Raw genomic sequence first — 15,983 nt, 5'->3', positions numbered from 1 at the left:
CCCCACCCCATCTCCGCCACCATCGGCAGGAACCACACACGGCTCCTGCCTTTTTTGCGTTCCGTCTCTCTTCGTGAAAGAATTTTCAGAAACACCATGCTATACTGAATACCATGATTACAGGAGTGTGAAACCATGACAGCAACCCATGCGTTTGAATATACAACAGGATCTGCAGCTGGTCTGGCTGCGGTTGAACCCTGGCAAAACGGACAGTTGGTCTCGGCGGGAAGCACACCGGAGAACCGGGAAAGCATCGCTTCCCTGCTGAAGGACTGCCTGGAACAGAATGTATTTGCAATCGAACCCGCATGCGAAAATGCAGCGGCGATTTACCGGCAGCAGGATGAACTGTTCATGCTGGCAAGTCCATCCGGGCAGTGTATTGTGGTGTATGAAGACGGTCTGATCGACCGGGCGGTGGATGGCAGAGACAGGGAAGTCATCCACAATATTCCCTCGGCTGCGGTGACGGTGGCCAAGGCGGTGATCATGGCAGTGCCTGATGGAAAGGGTCTCACAGATCTTGAGATCCGACAGTTCATTTATCAGCTGGCACAGCCGCAAAAAGACACAGAAGCGGTGTTTACCTGTGCGGGACTGTATGACCCGGATCTCATGCCGGAGCTGGTGAAACGGCTGCGGTGGCGGGATGCTTTGCAGGAAAGAAAACCCGGGGCTGAGCTGGAAGTGGCGAAACTGGAATACCAGGTAAGCCGCAATACCGCGGAAAAGGAACGGCTGGATGCAAGGAAGCGTTCGATCCAGAACCAGCTGCTGGAGCTGGACAGGCAGCGGGATGTGCTGGATGAAAAACGGGAAGAGCTGTACCGGCAGCTGGAGCAGCTCTCCGGCGGCTATTCCCGGCTGGTGAGTGAAGAAAAACGGGCGGAATCCCGGCTTCGGGAAACGATCCAGAACCTGGTACGGGAACAGATGTCGGCCAACCACGATTTGCGAAAGAAGCCGGAGTGAGACTATAATCTGTCTGATACCTGCTCTGGCAGGAAAAGGAATTGATGGATATGAAATGCAAAGTATGCGGAAAAGAAAATGAAGCCGGTGCAACTGTGTGCGCCGACTGCGGGTCCCCCCTCGAAGAGGCCCTGTATGAAGAAACCACAGCGGAAACACCGGATTCCTCGTGGTATTACGTAAGTGACGGACAGAGCCTGGGACCCTATACCGAGGCTGATATGCGGGGGTTCCTCGCCGGGAATGTCATTGACCGTTCCACCTATGTCTGGAAAAACGGAATGCCCGACTGGAAGCACCTGGAAGACACCGAACTGGCGGTCTATCTGCAGAGACAGTCGGCCTATGATCAGCAGGCGCAGTATGGCGGCCAGAATCAGACCGGGGGCAACACCTACAATACGTACAACACCTACAACAATTACAGCAGCACGCTGGTACCGCGTTCGGTCAAGGAACGGGGGCTGCTCACCTGTGTCCTGCTGTCCTTCGTGACCTGCAGCATCTACCAGTGGTACTGGATCTATGCCATGGCCAAGGACATCAACGATCTCGCTGCCGCGCAGGACAAGCCCCGGGGCTGCGATCCCATGGTGGCGCTGCTCATGAGCATCATTTCCTGCGGCCTGTACACGATTTACTTCTTCTGGAGAGAAGGCCGTGTCCTGGCCTCCCTGGATTATCCCAACTACAAGCCGTCCAACGATACGACAGTTCTGACGATCCTGGCACTCTTCACACCGCTGATTTCCAGTGTGATCCTGCAGAGCGACATCAACGACATCGTCCGCTACGGTGAATAGGCGCCTGGCGCAAACCGCAGGACTGTGCATCGCCGCAGTCCTGTTTCTGTTTTTCTTCGGCTGGCTCTGTCCCTTCCAGGCGCTGACCGGCCTGCCGTGCCCCGGATGCAACATGACCACAGCCCTGTACTGGCTCCTTCGAGGGCAGCTCAGCCGCAGTCTGTGGTACCATCCCATGCTCCTGCCGACCATGGGTGCAGCCTTGCTGGCGCTGGCCTTCCGGAAGAAGCCCGGGGCTGTAAAAGGCATTCTTCTTTCCTGGGCTGTCCTGATGCTGATCTGTTATGTGTGGCGGATGATCACCGTGTTTCCGGATCCGCCCATGGAACCGGAAGGCGGCCTGGCTTCGCTGTTGATGAATTGGAGATTTCAATGATGTACAAAACCAAAGACCTGTTTTCCCTGGAACACTCTCTGGCGGGTGAATACCTGCGTGAATTCGAATACCCCTGGCAGGCGCTGGCGGGAATCAAATCCTATATCCAGACACTGGGGCCCAAACTCGAGGGCTACCGGGAAGTCAGCCCGCAGGTATGGGTGCATGAAACCGCTGTGATTGCCCCGACGGCGTTCCTGGGCGCCCCGTGCATCATAGGCCCGGGCACAGAGGTCCGTCACTGCGCGTTCATCCGCGGCAGTGCCCTGGTGGGTGCCAACTGTGTGGTGGGCAACAGTGTGGAGCTGAAGAATGTGATCCTGTTCGACAATGTACAGACCCCGCATTACAACTACGTCGGGGATTCGATCCTGGGCTACAAGTCTCACATGGGTGCGGGATCCATCACATCAAATGTGAAATCCGACAAGACGGATGTGGTGGTGAAATCCGGCAAGGAAAAAATCGAGACGGGGCTGCGGAAAATGGGCGCCATGCTGGGGGACCATGTGGAAGTGGGCTGCAACTCGGTGCTGAATCCCGGCACGGTGATCGGTCCGAACTCCAATGTCTATCCGGTGTCATGTGTGCGCGGGGTGATTCCGGCGGATTCGGTTTTCAAGGATAAGGATCATGTGGTCCTGAAGAAAAAAGACAGAGACTGAAAAGGTTACAATTGTTCCTTTTTGGGAATTTGCGGCCATTTCGTTGACTTCTGTCACTGAGCATCTACAATAAAGGCATTAAGTAAATCGGATGAAGATAAAGGCAGCGGTGCAGATGAGTACTTTCGGGAGCCGGCAGGCTGGGAACGAAAGGAAAGGCAATCATCGCCGAACGGGCGCGCCGGCGGGCGTGAATCGTGGGATGTCAGGGAAGACCTGCCAGACTCCTTCAGGTATGAAGAGGCGTTATCACATAAGACCAATGGCGGTCATGCAGATTTCGCATGACCGTTTTCTTTACTCCGGTTTCTAAAGGAGATTGAATATGAAAAAAGCACTCATCGCAGCGGGTGTCACAGCCCTGCTTCTGGCCGGTTGCGGCAGCTCTGCAGAGTCCGGTACAGCGGATTCCGGCAAGGAAAAGTTCACTGTGGGCATGGAATGCGGCTATGCGCCCTTCAACTGGCAGACAAGCTCCGAAACGGAGACCTCCGTGGCTCTGGACCAGGCTGGTGCCGGATATTGCGACGGCTATGACGTCATGATGTCCAAAGCCATTGCGGACAACCTGGGCAAGGATGTGGTCATCAAGAAGATTTCCTGGGACGGCCTGCAGCCTGCTCTGGAATCCGGTGAGATCGATGCGATCATTGCCGGCATGACCGCCAATGAAGAGCGCGAGGAAGGCATCGACTTCACCACACCGTACTATGAATCCGAAGGCATGGTCATGATCGTGAAGAAGGATTCCGACCAGGCTTCCTACACGGACATCCAGCAGTTCTCCGGCCAGCCGGTCATTGGGCAGAAAAACACCAACTACGACACCGTCATTGACCAGATCGAAGGCGTGGATCACGTGACGCCGAAGGGTACCTATCCCGAACTGGTGGTGGCGCTGCAGAACGGCGATGCCGTGGGCATCACGGCGGAAATGCCGGTGGCCGAAGGCATCGTGGCCGCCAACCCGGATCTGGCAATCGTGAAGTTCGAAGACGGCAAGGGATTTGATGTGGATACGACGGTTTCCATTGGCCTGAAGAACAACACCCGGGATACCCAGGAGTTCAAGGACATCCAGGCGGCTCTGGACAAGATCACCACAGACACCCGGAATGAATACATGAAAAACGCGGTGGAAAACGCACCTGCCGGGGAATAATCGATGAGTCTTGATTTCTCATATGCGTGGAAGACCCTGACGGATTCCTGGCCGATGTACTGGTACGGCATCAAGATCACGGTGCTGCTGGCCATTGTGGGCACGGTCTTCGGTCTGCTGATCGGACTGGTGGTCGGTGCCATCCGGGGGATTCCCGAAGATCCGCTGGATACTCCATTCAGGCGGGGGCTGAAGAAAGCCGGACAGGCCATTTCCTGGTTCTATATCTGGATTTTCCGCGGCACACCCATGATGGTGCAGGCTGTGTTCTTCTACTACCTGTTGCGTTCACTCCTGCACTGGACACCGCTGACGGCGGGCATGATCATCATTTCAGTGAACACCGGCGCCTATATGTCGGAGATCATCCGCTCGGGGATCCAGTCGGTGGACCGCGGTCAGATTGAGGCGGCGAAGTCCATTGGCATGACGAACTTCCAGACGATGATTCACGTGATCTTCCCCCAGGCGCTGAAAAACACGCTGCCGTCCATTGGCAACCAGCTGATTGTCAACATCAAGGATTCCTGTATGCTGAATGCGATTGGCGTGACGGAACTGTATTTCCAGGCGACATCCATTGCCGGGAGCACAATGCGGTATATCGAGGTGTATTTCGTGACGGCGCTGATCTACCTGACGCTGACGACACTGGCCACACTGCTGCTGGACTGGATCGAGAAGCGGTTCTCCGGTGTGAAGTCCTACAAGGAATTCGCGTAAGGAGGTCATATGGCAGAAAAAATCATAGACATCAAGCATCTGCAGAAGCATTTCGGCGATCTGCAGGTGCTCAATGACGTGGATTTCAATGTGGACAAAGGCGAAGTGGTGACGGTGATCGGGTCTTCCGGTTCCGGCAAAAGCACCCTGCTTCGGTGCATCAACCTGCTGGAAATCCCGGATGGCGGGGAAATCGTGTTCGAGGGACAGGACATCCGGAGTCTGGGAAACAAAGTAAGCAAGTACCGGGCAAAGGTCTCCATGGTGTTCCAGAGCTTCAATCTGTTCAACAACATGAATGTGCTGGACAACTGCACGATCGGGCAGGTGAAGGTCCTGGGCCGGGATAAAAAAACAGCGCAGGAGAAAGCCATGAAGCACCTGAAGCAGGTGGGCATGGCGGAATTTGCGAACGCGGATTCCACCAGACTGTCCGGGGGTCAGAAACAGCGCGTGGCGATTGCCCGGGCTCTGGCGATGGATCCCGAGGTACTGCTGTTTGACGAGCCCACCAGCGCGCTGGACCCGGAAATGGTCGGGGATGTGCTGGATGTCATGAAGGACCTGGCAGCACAGGGTCTGACAATGGTCATTGTGACGCACGAGATGCAGTTTGCGCGTGAGGTCAGTGACCGGGTGATTTTCATGGACAAGGGCGTGATCGCGGAGCAGGGTACGCCGGAGGAGATCTTCGGCAACCCGAAGCAGGAGCGTACACAGCAGTTCCTGTCCAGGTATTCCAACCGGTAACAGACAGCCACACAGCCACTGAAACGGCAAAAGCGGAGCGTATCGCTCCGCTTTTGCCGTTTCAGACGCTGTGTGAGGGGGATGGCGGAATGTGGGGAAGGGAGGAGAGATTGCGAGGATAAGCGGGTGGTGAAATATCAGCCGGCTGCATCTGTGGATGCCAGAGTGGTTTGACACTCCGGCCAAAAACCGGCTGCAGTCCGATCCCGGGGATATGGCTGCAGCCGGTTTTCAACATCAGAATGATGCCGGGAATGGATTTATGCCTCGACGGTGATTTCTTCCATGTTCCCGCTGGCATAGGGCAGGGAATACCGGCGGATTACGTCCTGTGCCGTGATATCACCGGAAGCCTGGGGCAGCGGTGCCCCCTGTGCTTTCTGTGCGAAGAGAAACGCCTGCATATCTTCCCTGCAGGCTTCCATGAGCCCTTCCATGGTGGCTGCGGATACCGTCAGGCCATCCAGATCCGGGAACACAGCGGTCCATCCGTCTTCGGTTTCGAACACCGCTGCCGGGTATTGATAGGTCATATGTCATGCCTCCTTGTTTCTTTCATCATAGTGCGGCGGGGTCCCTGTGCATTCCATGAAGCCCGACACTGCGGTATAATGTGAGGGTAAATTCAACAGGAGGAAACTGAATAATGGAAAAAAGACCTGTCATTCTGGTCGTGATGGACGGTATCGGTCTGTCTGACAAGACACTGGGCAACGCCGTGAAAATGGCCTACAAACCCACACTGGACATGCTGTGGGAAACCTGCCCGCACACAGAGCTGCGTGCACACGGCCTGGCTGTCGGCCTCCCCACTGACGGAGACATGGGCAACTCCGAAGTCGGCCACAACGCCATTGGCTGCGGCCAGATTTATTCTCAGGGTGCCAAGCTCGTCAACGAGAACATTGAATCCGGTGAACTGTTCCAGTCCAAAACCTGGAAGGAACTCGTGGAAGGCGCCAAAGACGGTCACGCGATGCATTTCATCGGCCTGCTGTCGGACGGAAACGTGCACTCCCACATCAAGCACTTGGAAGCCCTGATCAAGGAAGCCAAGGCGGAAGGCGTGAAGAAAGTCCGCGTACACATCCTGCTGGATGGACGCGATGTGCCGGAAACCAGTGCGCTGACCTATGTGGATGAAATCGAAAACTTCATGAATGGCCTCAACGATGCAGACTTCGATGCCCGGATCGCTTCCGGCGGCGGACGCATGCAGATCACCATGGACCGCTATGAAGCCAACTGGCCCATGGTGGAAGAAGGCTGGAACATTCACGTTCACGGCAAGGGACGTCAGTTTGCGAACGCAACCGAAGCCATTGAAACCTACCGGAACGAGACCGGTGTTGTGGACCAGGACCTGCCGGGGTTTGTCATTGCGGAAAACGGACAGCCTGTGGGCCTGATCGAAGACGGTGACTCTGTCATCCTGTTCAACTTCCGTGGCGACCGCGCCCAGGAGATCTGCCGCGCATTCGACGAAGACGAAGAATTCGACAAGTTCGACCGCGGAAACAAGCCGGATGTCAACTTTGCAGGCATGCTGCAGTATGATGCAGACCTGAACATCCCGAAGCGCTACCTGACGGAACCCCCGAAAATCAAGTACACCCTCACCGAGCAGCTGGTGAAGGAAGGCATCAACGAGTATGCCATTTCCGAGACCCAGAAATTCGGTCACGTAACCTATTTCTGGAACGGCAACCGCTCCGAGAAATTCAGCGAAGACCTGGAAACCTATGTGCAGGTGGACAGTGACGTGATTCCCTTTGAGCAGCGTCCCTGGATGAAGTCTGCGGAAATCACCGACAAGCTGATCGAAGCCATCGAAAGCGGAAAGTACCAGTTCCTGCGCACGAACTACCCCAACGGCGACATGGTCGGCCACACCGGAAACCTGGAAGCCACGATCATTGGCGTGGAAGCCGTGGACCTGGCACTGGGCCGGATCCTGAAGGCTGTGGAAAAAGTCAACGGCATCCTGCTGGTGACTGCCGACCACGGCAATGCGGATGAAATGTACGACAAGCCCAAGGAAGGCGAAAAAGTCCACAAAGCCAAGACAAGCCACACCCTGAACAAGGTTCCGTTCATTGTCTACGGTGCGGATGTGAAGCTGAAGCACGACGATGACATGGGTCTGTCCGATATCGCTGCGACAGTATGCCAGCTGCTGGATGTAAAACCCAACGAGAACTGGCGTCCGTCGATCATCGAAGAGATGAAATAGAGACCGGTAATTGAAGAGACTGGAGAGATCCGGTCTCTTTTTGCAGAGGTCAGACCATGATGCTGTCGATGGCTGTCAGCCAGACTCACCAGAAGGATCGCTGTGCCGGGGAATGCCCGATGTGAATCCCTTTGAAACCGCCTACAGGAAATCCGGGCGGACTTGACCGCACACTGGCGGAAAGACTTTACACAGACCTTACAATGACCGGTCCCGGTCTTTTCTATACTGAAGTCAAAGACCAGACCGATTTGAGAGTCTGAGGAAAGGAAATTTATCATGGAGATCATGAAATCCATACTCGCCTTCGCCGGAGGCCTGGGCATGTTTATTTACGGTATGCACCTGCTGGCGGAAGGTCTGCAGCAGGCAGCGGGAAGCCGTGCCCGGAAACTGATGGCGTTCCTGACAGGAAACCGGCTGGCGGCTGTCTTCACCGGTGCGGCGGTCACCGCACTGATTCAGTCCTCCAGTGCCGCAACAGTCATGGTGGTGGGATTCGTGAACGCCTCCGTCATGACCCTCCAGCAGGCTGTGGGCGTGATCATGGGTGCCAACATCGGTACCACAATGACCGGGTGGATCGTATCCATGGGGGAATGGAGCGCCTTCCTGAAACCCTCCATGATCGCACCTGCGTTCCTCTTCGCCGGGACGGTGTGCCTGCTGACGGCCAAAAAAGAACAGCTGAAACACGTGGCACACATTCTGATCGGCTTCGGTATCCTGTTCATGGGCCTGGATTCCATGTCCGGGGCCATTGCGCCGTATACCGATGAACCGGTGTTTGCCGATGCGTTCCGCCTCCTGGGCAGCAACCCGATTTACGGACTGCTGACCGGTGCCGTGGTTACTGCCATCATTCAGTCTTCCTCGGCTTCCATGGGTATTCTCCAGACACTGGCGATGGCCGGTGTCGTGAACTGGGGAGCCGCGGCGTTCATTGCCCTGGGACAGAATATCGGCACCTGCGCAACGGCTCTGCTTTCCTGTATCGGCACAGACCGGAACGCCCGGCGGGCAGCGGTGATCCACCTGCTGTTCAATGTTATCGGTTCGGTGGTGATCGGACTCTGCCTCTGGGTATTCTTCCTGTTCAACCCGGCCATTGCACAATCCAATGTGACAGGTACGGAACTGGCAGTGTTCCACACAAGCTTCAATGTTCTGTGCACCATCATGCTGTTCCCGTTCGCGGGCTGGCTGGTGAAACTGTCCGGACAGCTTGTTCCGGCGGCCGGGAAGACAAAGAAGGGAGCATTTGTGCGCCTGGATCCCCGTATGGGTGAAGCGCCTGCGCTTGCGCTGGAGGCCATTGAATCGCAGATTTATGCCATGAGCAAAATCGCCCAGGAGGCGGTGAAGGAATCCGCAGAATCCCCTGAAAAGGTACTGGAAGACCGCCAGAAATCTGTCGAGGAGATGCGGCAGGATATCACGGAAGCACTGCAGGGGCTGAACACCTCGGTGATGAGCCAGGGGGAACATCAGCGGAGTGAACGCGATATGATGTCCCTGACGGACATCTCCCGGATCATGGAACTCAGCGTGCAGGTGGCGGCGATCCGCGGCAAGGCAGACGGGGACTGCGAGAGCTGTCAGGAAGGCCTGAAAAAGCTCGCACGCAGCGCTGCTCGGACGCTGAAACTGGCGCGTCATGAACGCGTAGATGAAGCCCTGGAGCAGGAAGAGGCCGTGGATGCCCTGGAGAAGGAACTGCGCCAGCAGGTTCTCGACCAGATGGATGCCGGTACCATGAAGGCAAGCCATGCGGTTGCCTGCCTGGATTGCATCCGGCGATATGAGCGGATTTCGGACCACGCCGAAATGCTGGCCAGAAATCACGAAATCCAGTAATATCCAGCAGTCTGTAAAGTTCGATGGCGGCAGTCTGTCAGAAAGACGCGCTTCATCCATCGGGCAGAACGACATGACTCACATACAGATACAGAGAAAACCGGCAGTGGGATGACTGCCGGTTTTTTGCGGGCAATTTCGGGGACGGTCCGTATAATGGAACCATGACAATGACTGACAAGCACCTGGCTGGAACACAGGCTGCGCCGGAACTGGATGTTTCCCGCGCCGATACTCTGCTCTTTGACCTGGATGGCACGCTGCTGCCCATGGACGAAGAGCTGTTCGTGAAGCTCTACATGCACGCCCTGTCCCAGGCCTTTGCCGACCGGTACGATCCGGCGCTGATGCAGAAAACGCTCTGGGAGTCCGTGGGGCTTATGGTCGGCAATGACCTTGATGTGACGAACGAAACGCGGCTGTGGGAGCTCATGGAGAGCCGGTTCCCGGGGATTTCCACTCATAAGGAAGACTTCGATGCCTTCTACCGGACGGGATTTGATGCCGCACAGCCGGCCTGCCCAATACGCGAGGGAACCGGTGCGTTTCTGGAGGAACTGAAGAAACAGGGCTGGCGCCTGATCCTGGCCACCAACCCGATTTTTCCGGAAACCGCCGTCAGACAGCGCCTGCAGTGGGCGGGCGTGGATCCGGCGATCTTTGCGGATATCACAACCTATGAAAACTCCACAAGGTGCAAGCCGAATCCGGCGTACTATACAGAGATCCTGGAGCGAAATCAACTGGATCCGGCGAAGTGCATCATGATCGGCAACGATACGAGTGAAGACATGATTGCCCGTTCCCTGGGCATGCAGACGTTTCTGCTGACCGAACATCTCATTGACCGGAAGAACCTGGGTACAGACCAGTGGCCGCATGGAGATTTCCCGGCGCTGATGAAAGCCTTTGGTGTCGACACCGAAGCCGGGAACTGATTCCGACTGATTCCGGTGCCTGCCGGCTGAGTTCGGGGACAGCACCCTTCCGTGAATGGCGTCACGGAAAACCGCGAAGCAAAAAGCCATGAACCGAAACAGTCCCGTCTGGGCTGATGCAGGTTCATGGCTTTTTCTGATTCCGAACATGAAGCGGGAGACTCATTCCTCGTACTCGTCTTCGTCCTCGTCATAGTCATCCTCCGGCTCCAGATCAGGCAAGTCGGCCTGGTCCAGACGCAGTCCCATATCCTGCCGGTGATGGGGATCGCGTTTGGCTTTGCCCATGAGTACAGGCGAGATGACTGCACCGATGAGGCCATAGCGGATGATGTCCAGGAGTATGAACAGGATGAAGACCCGGTCAGGATAGAGACCGGTGTCATGGTAGGCCATGAGCCGGGTCGCAAACCAGGCCGAGAACAGGGCCTCTGCGGCGATCACACCATAGATCACGCGGCGGGTACCTTTCTGAGAGTAGTAGAGGAAGAACACAGGAATGGTCCAGATGAAGGCGGTGAAGATGCAGAGCAGGAACATATCGCGGGTCGCAAAGACACTGCGCATATCCAGGCTCGAGAACCAGCCCTGGAACATCTGGACGAAGATCGGGAACACCACCAGTTCGCCATAGATGCAGATGCCCAGTCTCACTGAAACCTGGGGCCAGGTCAGAGGCTTTTCCTCGGGAATGGCGTCCATGGATTGATGCTGCACCGCAGCTGTCTGGCGTACCTGTGCTGCTTCGGCTGGGTTGGCAGGCTGAACATAAGCCCCTGCCGGTGTTCTGGCAATGGTCCGCGCCGGAACAGCACGCGCGTCATCCAGCGGATCATCGTCATAGACCTCCAGCACATGGTCGTAATAGACCCTCGCCCAGCGGTTCTGGTGAAAGTACAGACCGGTCTGCATGAGGATCGCGAGTTTGATGAACAGGCAGAACATCCAGGTGAGGTACACAAAGATGTGAGTCCAGTCATTCATCATGGCCCGCACCGGGATCCAGAAGGAAGCCACTTCCAGGAGATACATCACCCAGTACAGCCACCGCACCCATTTCTGGCCGGTGGATAGCCCCAGAAACAGGAGCAGCCAGAGGAAGATTTCGATCAGAGAGACCAGGATAAAAGTCTGGTGCTGACCGGTTTCCGCAAACTTCAGGAAGTCGAGGTTCAGGACCAGGTCCGTGCCGATGACGAATACGCAGACCAGCAGGAAGTAAAAGATGAGGTGCCACACAACGTGGTTGCGGGCTTTCCGGTATATTTTTCTGTCATCCATACTACAAAGGATAGCACAAACATTGGTGGTGCCGGCCGTGAATACGGACGTCACCACCAATGTTTGGGGGATTGGGGACTGTGCAGGATTGTGCGGATGATGGAGAGTGGAGTACGGGCGTCACCACCAATGTTTGAGGTGATGGTGGAGTGTGCAGGAGAATGGCTGTTATTTTTAAAAAAATGCATGGTTTAATGAGTATGCAGGCAGCAGGACTCTTGAGAATCAGAAAACGGAGATTGTAACCCGGAGAAGGATGTTTGTTGTTTTGGAGAGATCCATATGATTAAATAAATATGCAGGTAGCAATACACTGACTACCCGCGGTATCGAGCATTATGCTTAAGCGTCTTGTAAATTCGTCGACCGCGGGGGAGACACCCATTTGGGTGTCTTTTTTTCGTGTGCCCGGCATGGCATACATCCAGGTGGTGAAAGTCCACTATGGGAGCGTATCATCGCAACCGCTAACCATTAGCTCAAGGCAAGGGGCTCACTGGTAACAGGAGTTCTGAAAGAAGCCCGGCGGCAAAGTTCCGGCCTGAGGAACACGAACCGCATATAAGGCCACAGACGGAGACGAGCGTGCGAAACAGCGCAAAGTCGTAATAGTTGCGGATGACTGTCTGGGGTAAATGCGGCAGGTATATGGAATGAAGGATGTATGAGCTTACCCGGGGAGGTCCTGCCAGCGAGAGGAATCATCAAACCATGATGACCCCCTTCCCGCAGTAACAACGAATGGCAGGAAGTCAGCCGAGGCCATAGTAGCGAAGAAGTCCCTGTAATGGGGATGGAGTGAAGGGCCGAACGTACAATTTACTGCAAATATCAGGAATGCGTCCTGCACAACAAACCGACAAAGGACAAACCCAGAGAGCCCCTGAAGATGAGTAAGGAAGGGCAGTGCAGGAACACGTGAAAGAAAGGAGCAGCCATGAACCAGACCAGACTGATACAGCCGGAAGACCTGAGCACTCAGGAAATCTTCTCCATGGAGAACCTGACCAATGCGTGCAGACAGGTACGACGAAACAACGGAGCGGCGGGAGTAGATGGGGTCAAAGCCAGAGAACTCCCTGTGTGCCCCGGAGAGTACTGGGAACAGTTGCGGGAACAGATACTGGACCGCAGCTATAAACCACTGCCAGCCAAAAGGACCGATATCCCGAAACCGGATGGGAGCATGCGGGGACTGAATGTCCCGGCAGCCAGAGACAGAGTCGTGCAGGCCTGTCTGGCAAGCTATCTGGATTACAGGAAGGACCTCGAGATGAGCAACAGCTCATACGGGTTCAGGAAGAACAGGAGATGTGAACAGGCGATACTGAAAGGCCTCGAGTTCATGAACGACGGGTATGACTGGATCGTCGACATCGACCTGAGGAAATTCTTCGATACGGTAGACCAGGACAGACTGATCCGCCTGATAGACAACCTGTTCCATAACAGGGACGTCACGTCGCTGACAAGGAAGTTCGTCAGAGCGGGAGTCATGATAGACGGAAGGCTTGTCAGGACAGAAAGAGGCATCCCGCAGGGAGGGCCGCTTTCGCCGGTACTGGCCAACATCTATCTGGACCAGGCAGACAAGGAACTGGAAAGCAGAGGGCTGAGATTCACGAGATACGCAGACGATATGCTCATCTATGTGAAATCGGAAGCCGCCGCCAACAGAGTGATGAAGTCATTCAGCAACTATCTTGAAAAGAAGCTGAAGCTGGAAGTGAATGCTTCAAAATCGAAAGTGGCCAGACCGGATGAAGTGAAATATCTGGGGTTTGGCTTCAAAAGGAACAAAAGGGAATGGAAGGCGATACCGCATGAGAAGTCCATTCATGAGTTCGAGCAGAAGATAATGAAGCTGACAAAACGGAACTGGAGCGTATCTCTTGAGGAGAGGATTGAAAAAATCAATCAGGTCATCAGGGGATGGAGCAATTATTTCAGGTGTGCATGGCTGTATAAAGAAACGGTGCGCAAACTGGACAGCAAGCTCCGGAGAAGAATCAGGGCCATCATCTGGAAGCAGTGGAAAAGCATCAGGAAAAAAGAAGAGAGCCTTGTCAGGCTGGGATGTCCCAGAGACAAGGCTCACTCATATGCGTGTGCTCGGCAGGGATATGTCAGGTGCGCAACTACATTCCTGAACAAGTATATCAGAAATATACACCTGAAGAAGAAAGGCCTTCTATCCATGGAGGAATACTTCGATACGGTGGCAGAAAGGTTCATGAAAACATTTGTACGAACCGCCCAGTGCCGAACGGCATGCTGGGTGGTGTGAGAGGGTCAGATGACACCTACTCGATTTGATAGACTACCAAGCTCAGTTAATGGCTTATCACACATAAATAGCGCCAGTAATAATGCGATACTTGAATCAGGAAGAGAGGCACCCTATGTTCAAGAAATCGCTGTTCAAAGACCTGACTTTTGCTGATATCCATACCCAGTATTCAGACCCCCATGACGCAGAACGCTTCTTCTTTGATCTGAAGTGGAAGGATGGTTTTGTGTGCTCAAAGTGCGGTCATACCCACTACACGACTGTTGTACGAAAAAACGGCTCTCTCAGAACTGTCTATCAGTGCGCTCACTGTGGTCATCAGGAATCTGTCACCGCCGGGACAGCGCTGGAAAGCACCAAGGCTCCTCTGTTTTCCTGGATCCTCGTGATGTTCGCCTATGTTATCTCCAAGACGGGAACTTCTGCCAAATACATCAGTGATCTGACAGGTGTCAGCTACCACACCACAAAACTCATGCTTCGCAAGATCAAACAGGCTCAGAAGCAGGACAACGAAACTCACATAGCCGTTGATTGCGATGCGATCGAACTGGATGTCTTTTCCTATGGCGGAAAGAAGCATGGGAAGCGTGGATGGGGAGCAGAAGGTAAAGTCAATGTGGCTGCAGCTGTGATCAAACACTATGTCTGGGACGACATGGATGGTGATGAGGAAGTATTCGAAGCCACAGATGCTGTCAAATTCAGAATCGTTCACAGCGAGAATAAGGCAGAACTGAAGAAGTTTCTGGAAGAAGAAGTCCCCAGTGACTGTGTAGTGCATTGTGACCGGAGTTCGTCCAACCTGGCTCTGGATATAGCTGGCAAACTGGTGGATGCCCAAAAGTTCGAAGTGGATACAGATCATCTGTCCTCTCTGGATCACATCATTTCCAACTTCAGAAGCAAGGTACAGGGGACTGCACATGGGATCGCACTGCAGTTTCTGGAGAACGAATTAGCAGACTTCGAGTGGAAACTGAGTCGCCGGAAATGGAAGAAAAAGAGTATCTTTGCATCACTGGGAAGAACTCTAATCAGCGGTGCTCACCAGACCCGGCAGGGTATGATCGACTACTTTAAAGACGTCCAGAAACAACTGGTTGCAGCTTAGCTTTACTGAGCTTCGTAGCCTATCAAGCTTTTTTTAATAAAGGAGAATTATGAATCTGTTTGTTTATGCCGATGAATCCGGAGTATTCGATAAACAGCACCACTCGTGGTATGCGTTTGGTGGAGTACTGTTTTTGTCAAAAAGCGAACGAGATAGCCAAAACCGGAAGTACATTTCACTGGAAAGAAAGATTCGTAGAAGAGAAAATATTGATGTGAATCAGGAACTAAAAGGATCGAACATGAGTCGGCAGTCAAAGAGAACAATATTCAGTTCTTTGAATCACTGCATTAAGTTTGGGTGCATCATACAACTGAATCGTTGCCATGATGAGCTTTTCACGCATAAGAAGACGAAACAGAGGTATTTGGATTATGCATTCAAAATCGGGTTGAAACGTTTGCTGGAAAAGATGATCAAAGAGGGCAAGATAACTCCACATGAGATAGAAAATATGTATGTATTCTTTGACGAACATTCGACAGCAACAGATGGCAAGTATGAATTATCTGAAGGACTCCTTCAGGAGTTTAAATATGGGACATTCAATTCAGACTGGCAGAGGTATTTTCCTCCGCTGTTTCCGGAAATGAAGTCTCTGCAACTCTCATTCTGCAATTCTGAATCACAAGCACTGATTCGGGCAGCTGACATCGTTGCAAACCGGATTCATTACGAAGTAACGGTCGGCAGAGGGACTGTTCCTCCTATCCAAAGCCTGCACCTTACGTATCTGCCATGAACGGTCCAGTCTGATCCATCGAAAGTAGACCACGACAAAACCGCAGGTGAGGCTTCCTCTGCAGGAAACCGGCA

General features: G+C 54.1%; 15 protein-coding genes and 1 riboswitch. Of the genes, 13 read left to right on the top strand and 2 right to left on the bottom strand.

What is annotated here, in order from left to right; translation table 11 throughout:
- Positions 1 to 135 precede the first annotated feature (135 nt).
- The 7 genes from aalo17_RS09040 to aalo17_RS09010 all read left to right on the top strand — a co-directional run bounded on the left by aalo17_RS09040 (position 136) and on the right by aalo17_RS09010 (position 5,454).
- On the top strand, positions 136 to 975 hold the full coding sequence (locus tag aalo17_RS09040) for a hypothetical protein (RefSeq protein WP_067558496.1): 840 nt from the start codon (positions 136 to 138) through the stop codon (positions 973 to 975).
- Between the two features lie 50 nt (positions 976 to 1,025).
- The gene (locus aalo17_RS09035; RefSeq protein ID WP_158507772.1) at positions 1,026 to 1,778 is read left to right on the top strand and encodes a DUF4234 domain-containing protein; all 753 of its coding nucleotides are present in this window, start codon (positions 1,026 to 1,028) and stop codon (positions 1,776 to 1,778) included.
- On the top strand, positions 1,771 to 2,154 hold the full coding sequence (locus tag aalo17_RS09030; protein ID WP_067558490.1) for a DUF2752 domain-containing protein: 384 nt from the start codon (positions 1,771 to 1,773) through the stop codon (positions 2,152 to 2,154). Before aalo17_RS09035 ends, aalo17_RS09030 begins: the two co-directional genes overlap by 8 nt.
- Positions 2,151 to 2,819: an acyltransferase gene (locus tag aalo17_RS09025; protein ID WP_434089109.1), complete on the top strand. Its 669-nt coding sequence runs from the start codon at positions 2,151 to 2,153 to the stop codon at positions 2,817 to 2,819. The genes aalo17_RS09030 and aalo17_RS09025 overlap by 4 nt, the downstream gene beginning before the upstream one ends.
- A gap of 90 nt (positions 2,820 to 2,909) precedes the next feature.
- Positions 2,910 to 3,076: riboswitch (Lysine riboswitch) on the top strand.
- 68 nt (positions 3,077 to 3,144) lie between these two features.
- Positions 3,145 to 3,981 carry a transporter substrate-binding domain-containing protein gene (locus tag aalo17_RS09020; protein WP_067558487.1) on the top strand — a complete coding sequence of 279 codons (837 nt, stop codon included), beginning with the start codon at positions 3,145 to 3,147 and terminating at the stop codon, positions 3,979 to 3,981.
- A 3-nt stretch (positions 3,982 to 3,984) separates the two neighbouring features.
- A complete protein-coding gene (locus tag aalo17_RS09015; RefSeq protein WP_067558484.1) occupies positions 3,985 to 4,704 on the top strand; it encodes an amino acid ABC transporter permease in 720 nt (239 codons plus the stop codon).
- 9 nt (positions 4,705 to 4,713) lie between these two features.
- Entirely contained in the window at positions 4,714 to 5,454 is a 741-nt protein-coding gene (locus tag aalo17_RS09010; protein WP_067558480.1) for an amino acid ABC transporter ATP-binding protein, read from the top strand.
- A 260-nt stretch (positions 5,455 to 5,714) separates the two neighbouring features.
- Here the strand turns inward: aalo17_RS09010 and aalo17_RS09005 are convergent, their stop codons facing one another.
- On the bottom strand, positions 5,715 to 5,987 hold the full coding sequence (locus aalo17_RS09005) for a type II toxin-antitoxin system HicB family antitoxin (protein ID WP_067558477.1): 273 nt from the start codon (positions 5,985 to 5,987) through the stop codon (positions 5,715 to 5,717).
- Positions 5,988 to 6,100: 113 nt separating this feature from the next.
- Between aalo17_RS09005 and gpmI the strand changes: the two genes are divergently transcribed.
- From gpmI to aalo17_RS08990, 3 genes are all read left to right on the top strand, one after another.
- Entirely contained in the window at positions 6,101 to 7,687 is a 1,587-nt protein-coding gene (gene gpmI / locus aalo17_RS09000; RefSeq protein ID WP_067558475.1) for a 2,3-bisphosphoglycerate-independent phosphoglycerate mutase, read from the top strand.
- Positions 7,688 to 7,975: 288 nt separating this feature from the next.
- A complete protein-coding gene (locus aalo17_RS08995; protein ID WP_203225818.1) occupies positions 7,976 to 9,544 on the top strand; it encodes a Na/Pi cotransporter family protein in 1,569 nt (522 codons plus the stop codon).
- Between the two features lie 164 nt (positions 9,545 to 9,708).
- On the top strand, positions 9,709 to 10,482 hold the full coding sequence (locus tag aalo17_RS08990) for an HAD family hydrolase (RefSeq protein ID WP_082743342.1): 774 nt from the start codon (positions 9,709 to 9,711) through the stop codon (positions 10,480 to 10,482).
- Positions 10,483 to 10,644: 162 nt separating this feature from the next.
- Here the strand turns inward: aalo17_RS08990 and aalo17_RS08985 are convergent, their stop codons facing one another.
- A complete protein-coding gene (locus tag aalo17_RS08985) occupies positions 10,645 to 11,763 on the bottom strand; it encodes a hypothetical protein (RefSeq protein WP_067558468.1) in 1,119 nt (372 codons plus the stop codon).
- 937 nt (positions 11,764 to 12,700) lie between these two features.
- Here aalo17_RS08985 and ltrA point away from each other — a divergent pair.
- The 3 genes from ltrA (at position 12,701) to aalo17_RS08970 (ending at position 15,909) form a co-directional block, all read left to right on the top strand.
- A complete protein-coding gene (gene ltrA / locus aalo17_RS08980; protein ID WP_067558465.1) occupies positions 12,701 to 14,050 on the top strand; it encodes a group II intron reverse transcriptase/maturase in 1,350 nt (449 codons plus the stop codon).
- Between the two features lie 115 nt (positions 14,051 to 14,165).
- Positions 14,166 to 15,167 carry an IS1595 family transposase gene (locus tag aalo17_RS08975; RefSeq protein ID WP_067554381.1) on the top strand — a complete coding sequence of 334 codons (1,002 nt, stop codon included), beginning with the start codon at positions 14,166 to 14,168 and terminating at the stop codon, positions 15,165 to 15,167.
- 49 nt (positions 15,168 to 15,216) lie between these two features.
- The gene (locus aalo17_RS08970) at positions 15,217 to 15,909 is read left to right on the top strand and encodes a DUF3800 domain-containing protein (protein ID WP_067558462.1); all 693 of its coding nucleotides are present in this window, start codon (positions 15,217 to 15,219) and stop codon (positions 15,907 to 15,909) included.
- The last annotated feature ends 74 nt before the right edge of the window (positions 15,910 to 15,983 follow it).

It is taken from the genome of Faecalibaculum rodentium (genome assembly GCF_001564455.1).
Classification (GTDB): domain Bacteria; phylum Bacillota_I; class Bacilli_A; order Erysipelotrichales; family Erysipelotrichaceae; genus Faecalibaculum; species Faecalibaculum rodentium.
Note: the sequence above shows the minus strand (reverse complement) of the source record. Positions and strands in the feature narration are given on the sequence as shown.

Coding starts and splice junctions, on each gene's coding strand:
- aalo17_RS09040 (WP_067558496.1), top strand. CDS start 136: ATGACAGCAACCCATGCGTTTGAATATACAACAGGATCTGCAGCTGGT.
- aalo17_RS09035 (WP_158507772.1), top strand. CDS start 1,026: ATGAAATGCAAAGTATGCGGAAAAGAAAATGAAGCCGGTGCAACTGTG.
- aalo17_RS09025 (WP_434089109.1), top strand. CDS start 2,151: ATGATGTACAAAACCAAAGACCTGTTTTCCCTGGAACACTCTCTGGCG.
- aalo17_RS09020 (WP_067558487.1), top strand. CDS start 3,145: ATGAAAAAAGCACTCATCGCAGCGGGTGTCACAGCCCTGCTTCTGGCC.
- aalo17_RS09015 (WP_067558484.1), top strand. CDS start 3,985: ATGAGTCTTGATTTCTCATATGCGTGGAAGACCCTGACGGATTCCTGG.
- aalo17_RS09010 (WP_067558480.1), top strand. CDS start 4,714: ATGGCAGAAAAAATCATAGACATCAAGCATCTGCAGAAGCATTTCGGC.
- aalo17_RS09005 (WP_067558477.1), bottom strand. CDS start 5,987: ATGACCTATCAATACCCGGCAGCGGTGTTCGAAACCGAAGACGGATGG.
- gpmI (WP_067558475.1), top strand. CDS start 6,101: ATGGAAAAAAGACCTGTCATTCTGGTCGTGATGGACGGTATCGGTCTG.
- aalo17_RS08995 (WP_203225818.1), top strand. CDS start 7,976: ATGAAATCCATACTCGCCTTCGCCGGAGGCCTGGGCATGTTTATTTAC.
- aalo17_RS08990 (WP_082743342.1), top strand. CDS start 9,709: ATGACAATGACTGACAAGCACCTGGCTGGAACACAGGCTGCGCCGGAA.
- aalo17_RS08985 (WP_067558468.1), bottom strand. CDS start 11,763: ATGGATGACAGAAAAATATACCGGAAAGCCCGCAACCACGTTGTGTGG.
- ltrA (WP_067558465.1), top strand. CDS start 12,701: ATGAACCAGACCAGACTGATACAGCCGGAAGACCTGAGCACTCAGGAA.
- aalo17_RS08975 (WP_067554381.1), top strand. CDS start 14,166: ATGTTCAAGAAATCGCTGTTCAAAGACCTGACTTTTGCTGATATCCAT.
- aalo17_RS08970 (WP_067558462.1), top strand. CDS start 15,217: ATGAATCTGTTTGTTTATGCCGATGAATCCGGAGTATTCGATAAACAG.